Origin of the sequence: Metabacillus lacus (assembly GCF_009674805.1) — a bacterium.
GTDB classification, from domain to species: Bacteria; Bacillota; Bacilli; order Bacillales; family Bacillaceae; genus Metabacillus_C; species Metabacillus_C lacus.
Genome location: NZ_WKKI01000087.1, coordinates 1 through 5,520 on the forward strand (window position 1 = coordinate 1; position 5,520 = coordinate 5,520).

Genomic DNA, 5,520 nt, shown 5'->3' on the forward strand with positions numbered 1-5,520 from the left:
TAAGGCTTCTAACCGTCGGTGCAACGGGATAGCCTAATCCATAACTAGCGGTTACGCTGGTGTTCTTAGGAATCCCCCACTTCAAACAGCTCGCAAGAGCAGTTAAGTGGCGGGTAGTTCAATCAAAGGAGAGCTAGAAAACATAGATTCAGAACGGCTTTTGAAAAGGGAACAGCTGAAGCTGCAGCCGGGACAGCCCTTCAGCTTCAAAGTATCTGCAGATTATTTTCCGATGGTGTATGTAGATAAAAAGGGAGATCAAGCGAATCGTATAGAAGTTTCTATATACAGCACAGCTTTTATTCTTGAGGGGTTTGACATGTCCCAAGAAATGACTCCATTACAAATCCTTTTTCAGAAAAACACACTAAGTGTAGCTCCTGTTCCCATGAATTACAATCTATCCATATACAGGCCGTCTTATCTGGTGAAGCAAGCTGAAGGGCCTTCTATGCCCAGGGACTCAGTCATTATGCCCAGACAATTGATTTACTTAAAGGTACCGCCCAATCTCGACATTGAGTATGATGAGGAAGTGTATATCAACTTCGTAAACTAATTGGAGGAAATTAGACCTATGAGGTGCTGTACAATTTTTTACAGAGGGAGTTCATGAGTTGCCTTAAAATAAGCGTGGAATTTTCCCTTAAGTGTAGAAAACTCCCAAAATAGCCCTCAATAGACTCAGGAATTCCGTCTATGAACTTGAAAAGCTCAAAATAAAGGATTTTGATTCACTTAATTGGAAAAGTTCCGCTTATTTTGGCTTAAATGAGCTCAAGATTTCATGTAATCGGAAATTGTCCGCCTATATTTTTCGTTCATGTATCATGTTGGAGAAAGCCGCCTGGCATCAGCAGGCGGCTTATACCTCTGCGATATTTCGCCGGTATCTTAGCGAAGTGTAGTTTTCTTCTTCCAGGGAAGAATATGCTTTTTGCTGTTCAACAAATTGAAAGCCTCTGGCCTCATAAAAAGGGATTCCCTTTTCATTTCCTTCTGCTACAGAAACCCACTGATTCTCTGCACCCCATTTTCGCTGCAGCTCTGTATATGCATAAAGAAGCAGTGTGCCTATTCCTTCTCCTCTTCTGAAAGGATTCAGGTATAGAACAAAAATCTCGGCATTTCTATCATCAATCAGCCCGCCCCCTATTGCTCCTACCACCGCTTCCCCATCAAGAGCTGCCAGCCAGCCATTCCATTCTCTTCCGGTATTGAGGATTTCGTCCATTATCCGATCAAAATAATAAAATTCCCCAATAATTCTTTTTAAAGTTTCCTCTGAGTACAGATTTTGATATGTATGCCTGTTAGCTTCGATACAAACCTGAACAATGCTCTCTGCATGTACCGGCTCTGCTTGTACTATTTTTATCAATTTTCCCTCCCCCTTAAGAAAAAATGATTTCATGGTAGCTTGGATTGCCACCTAAGAAACACAGCTAGTTTACATTAAATGTAAGCGATTTTTATTATACAGAAATAAACAGTTTATGTGTAACCTAAAAGCCCCAGACTGTCTGGGGCTTTTTGTTAATCGTAACTGTAATGCTGTTCCGGCAGGTTATCGTATACAGAAGGATCCGCCGTTATAATGGATCCATCAGCTATCGCTTTTGATGTCGCGTCTATTGCTGTGTAAGCTTGCTTTATTAAATATCCATTCGACTTCTGCCCAAGCACATAAGGCTCATAGGAGTGATCCGCCATTCCCCTCATTTCAAAAAGAATCACGGAAATGCCGTATTGAAGGGCCATTGCATTGGATGCCACGTTTACATTTGCACTTGGTTCATCATATTTTAGTACAAATCCCCATCCTTTTGAGTTAATGTCATTTAGTAAAACAGATGCCAGCTTTCTCGAACCAAGCACAACCTCCGAATCTACAGATGGATGCTGAGGTGTCAGAACAGAACCCGAAGTTAACTTCCCGAAGTAATCCTCCTGCGTTCCCTGATGGTGGAAATCTATCATATAATCAATATTGTATTTTCCAAGGACATTTAGGTGTAAAGCTTTTGTTTCTGGTGCTGCTTTATTTACATGATCACGATTTAAGTCAAGTCTTTCCGCATTGAATCTGGTTAAATGCCTTCCGCTCGCCATATAGTTATCCAGCGGAAAGTTCACATCTCCCATTGCACCATCTGCATTTAACATAGGAAGTATCAGGATATTTACATTTTCTAATAGTTCTTTTGTTTTCTTGCTGCCGCTTCCTAAATGACGTATGTAATCAAGCGCCCCTTCAGTTGCCATAGCCTCGTTTCCATGCTGCTGTGTTAAATAAAGGATAGTAGGATTTGCAGGGTTGGATATGTATTTAGCTAAAAACAAGTCTCTTCCCTTTACGGTTTGACCAATTATTTCCAATTCCAAAGCATTCTGTTTTTTTGCTTCTTTCTTTAGAAAATCAGCCATTTCTTCATAAGTTGTCAGCATAGCGGTTTGTACAGTTTGTTTTGAATTAACATCAGGTCCGTTCCCTACTGCTCCTGCTCCGGAAACAGCAAAACCAGTACTTGCTAGGACTGCTGACAAAGTAAGCGTCAGGATTCTTTTCTTCATATTTAACATCCTCCATGTTCTCAAGTTTTCATACTATTCATTATAATGCCTTCGGAGTAAGCCGCTCCACAATTGAAAGATGAAAACATGGAAAATCATTCTATTTATCTACCCCATACCTAAAGTAAGTGCTTTATAAGGAGAAAAGTCACTTCTATGAGCAGTGAAAATGGCAGGAACAAAAACTATCTTATTTGATAAAAGGAAAAACCCGCCAGCCGGCGGGTCTCCAATGTTGAAATAGTAGCTATCATGTATTCAAGCGTAAAGATAAACAGCTGCAGCCAGCACAAAGCAATAAAGTGCAAAATAGGATAGCTTGCTCTTTTGCAGCAGCTTGATCAGCCAAATGATTCCGATCAGTGAAAAAATGAACGTGGTCACAAAAGAAACCAGCAGCGGAAGAATGCCAATGCTTGCAATCAGGTTGGCATCTGCACTTGAAAACTGCAGTAAAGTTGAGCCTAAAATGACAGGGATAACCAGAAAGAATGAGAATTTAACAGCGGTTTCCCTGTTTAAGCCGAGCCATAGGGCGGGAATAAGCGTGGCCCCTGATCGGGATATTCCCGGCAGTACAGCGATCGCCTGTCCAATTCCCACCACTGCAGCATCCTTAAAGCTCATCTCCTCCTCTCTTCTGTCACCATATTTCCGAAAGCGCTCTGTGATGATAATCATGATACCTGTAATGGAAAGCGTAATGCTGATAAATGCTGGTGTTTTCATTGTTTCGCTCACAATTCCTTCAAGAAGAATGCCGAGAAATCCAGTAATAAGGGTCGCAGCAATAATGTATAACCCAAAATAATAAGCAATTCTGTTTTCCTTGCTGCGCCGGCCTCCCAAGAATAAGAAAAACCCCTTTATCAAATTCCACAAATCTTTATAGAAGTAAATGACAACTGCCAAAATGGAGGCAAAGTGCAGCCATATTTCAAAAGCCAAACCGGGAAATTGATAGCCGAGAATAAATTGAGTTATGATGATGTGAGCCGTACTTGAAATAGGCAGAAATTCTGAAATTCCTTGTACGATACCAAAAAGAATTGCTTCTAAGATGCTCATGTTGTATGCCCCCTGTATATTGCCCCAAGAAAATAGCACTCCCGTTAGAGAGCGCCGTTATAGGTTCATCTGAACTTTAAAGATATTTTATTTATACCTTTCCCGTTCTTTCTTGTCAAGCAGAGTCACATTAACCTTGTAATGAAAGCCGTTGCAACACCAAAATAAATCAGCAGTGAAAGAATATCATTGATCGTTGTAATCAGCGGACCTGATGCTACAGCAGGATCCACCTTAAATTTATACAAAATTAGGGGGATGATGGTTCCTGCGAGTGTACCGATGATTAATGTGATCAGGAGAGAACTTCCTACTACAAACCCAAGTATCATGCTTCCCTGCCATACATACGCAATCAGCGAGATTAATACACCGCATGCAATACCAATGATGATGCCGACAAACAATTCACGCAGCAGCAGGTTGACAACCTGCTTTGGACCAAGATCTTCTGATGCAAGCCCCCTGACCACAACTGCCAGTGACTGAGTGCCGGTATTTCCTGTCATTCCGGCAATCATGGGCATGAAAAAGGCAAGTGCTACAACTTGTTCAAGCGTTTCCGAAAATCCATCAATAATGCTGCCTGAAATCAGCCCGATAAACAGCAGCAGGATCAGCCATGGAAGCCTGCGTGCAGAGGCAGTTACAGGTCTTGTTTGAAAGTCAATGGACTTTCCTGCTGCTGAGAGCTTTTGGATATCCTCATTCGCTTCACTGATGACAACATCGATCATATCATCAACCGTTATCACACCGATGAGCGTTGAATCTTTTTCAACAACCGGGATGGAAACAAAATTATAGCGGCGTATCAGGTTGGCTGCTTCTTCCTGATCTGTCATGGCGTCCACTTTTACAACTCTGCTGTACATGAGGTTACTAACCAGATCCTGGTCATTTCCAAGAAGCAGATCTTTATACGAAACGACCCCAACCAACTTACGATTGTGATCAATTACATACAAATAATTAATATATTCCGCTATCTCAGCGAATTCCTTCAATTTATCTACCGCTTCCCTGACCGTAAACTCCAGAGGAATCCATACATATCTGTTATTCATAATTCTGCCTGCAGTTTCAGGCGGATAATTCATCAATCCCTGAACGATCTGTGATTCTTCCTGTTTCATTTCTGCAAGGTATTCTTCCATCTGTCCCTTGTCCAAATCAGCAAGAAGAGTGGCAAGATCATCGTTCTCCATCAAATCCATGACCTTTGACGTTTTTTCTATTCCCAGCTTGCCCAGCACCTCTGTTTGAGTTTCACGGTCAAGCTCCTGAATCATATCTGTCAACTGATCCAATGTAACAAAGGTAAGAAACTTATTTTTATGTTTATTGGGGAGATGCCTGTATTGAAGCGCCAGGTCATAAGGCTGCAGCTCTTCCGTAATTTCCTGAAAGGTTTCAACTCGGTTTTCTTTTAAGCTTTGAATCAGTGCCAGTGTTAGTTCGTTTTCTGTCATCTGCAAAGGCATATGCGAATTCCTCTCCTACCGTGATCATTTCCCCCTTTACTATCTCCATTTTGCTGGTGAATATTGCCTGTTTTTTAAAGAAAGTATGAATAAAAGGAAAACGGTACAGTCAAAGGTTTCCAAGGTTTGAACTGACTACTGGCAGCTAGTTAAGCGGAAGATTTCCGCTTAACAGTCATTCTCAACCTTTTTTGGGCGATTTAAAGGTAAAATTTCCGGTTATTGTCTTAAAAGTTATCAAGATCAAGCCTTTTAAAGCCCATAGACGGAATTTATACGAAAATTGAGGATTGTGCTGTCTTAAAAAGCAAAAAAAGGCCCCCCAAGGTTTGAATTTGGATTTTTTAAAATGGGTTTATGCAGCTAGCTGGCTTGTATTCGATCCAACTGGATG

The 5,520-nt window shown here is 41.2% G+C and carries 5 protein-coding genes; 1 reads left to right on the forward strand and 4 read right to left on the reverse strand.

What is annotated here, in order from left to right; all coding sequences use genetic code 11:
• Positions 1-106 precede the first annotated feature (106 nt).
• Positions 107-559 (forward strand): hypothetical protein, encoded by a 453-nt coding sequence (locus GJU40_RS20145; protein WP_170289469.1) that lies wholly within the window; start codon positions 107-109, stop codon positions 557-559.
• Positions 560-865: 306 nt separating this feature from the next.
• On the opposite strand, the gene GJU40_RS20150 is transcribed toward GJU40_RS20145, so the two are convergent.
• From GJU40_RS20150 to mgtE, 4 genes are all read right to left on the reverse strand, one after another.
• A complete protein-coding gene (locus GJU40_RS20150; protein ID WP_154309842.1) occupies positions 866-1,381 on the reverse strand; it encodes a GNAT family N-acetyltransferase in 516 nt (171 codons plus the stop codon).
• Positions 1,382-1,536: 155 nt separating this feature from the next.
• Positions 1,537-2,574: a M14 family zinc carboxypeptidase gene (locus GJU40_RS20155; protein ID WP_154309843.1), complete on the reverse strand. Its 1,038-nt coding sequence runs from the start codon at positions 2,572-2,574 to the stop codon at positions 1,537-1,539.
• A gap of 258 nt (positions 2,575-2,832) precedes the next feature.
• On the reverse strand, positions 2,833-3,642 hold the full coding sequence (locus GJU40_RS20160; protein ID WP_154309844.1) for an undecaprenyl-diphosphate phosphatase: 810 nt from the start codon (positions 3,640-3,642) through the stop codon (positions 2,833-2,835).
• Positions 3,643-3,767: 125 nt separating this feature from the next.
• On the reverse strand, positions 3,768-5,126 hold the full coding sequence (gene mgtE, locus GJU40_RS20165) for a magnesium transporter (RefSeq protein ID WP_154309845.1): 1,359 nt from the start codon (positions 5,124-5,126) through the stop codon (positions 3,768-3,770).
• Positions 5,127-5,520: the final 394 nt, after the last annotated feature.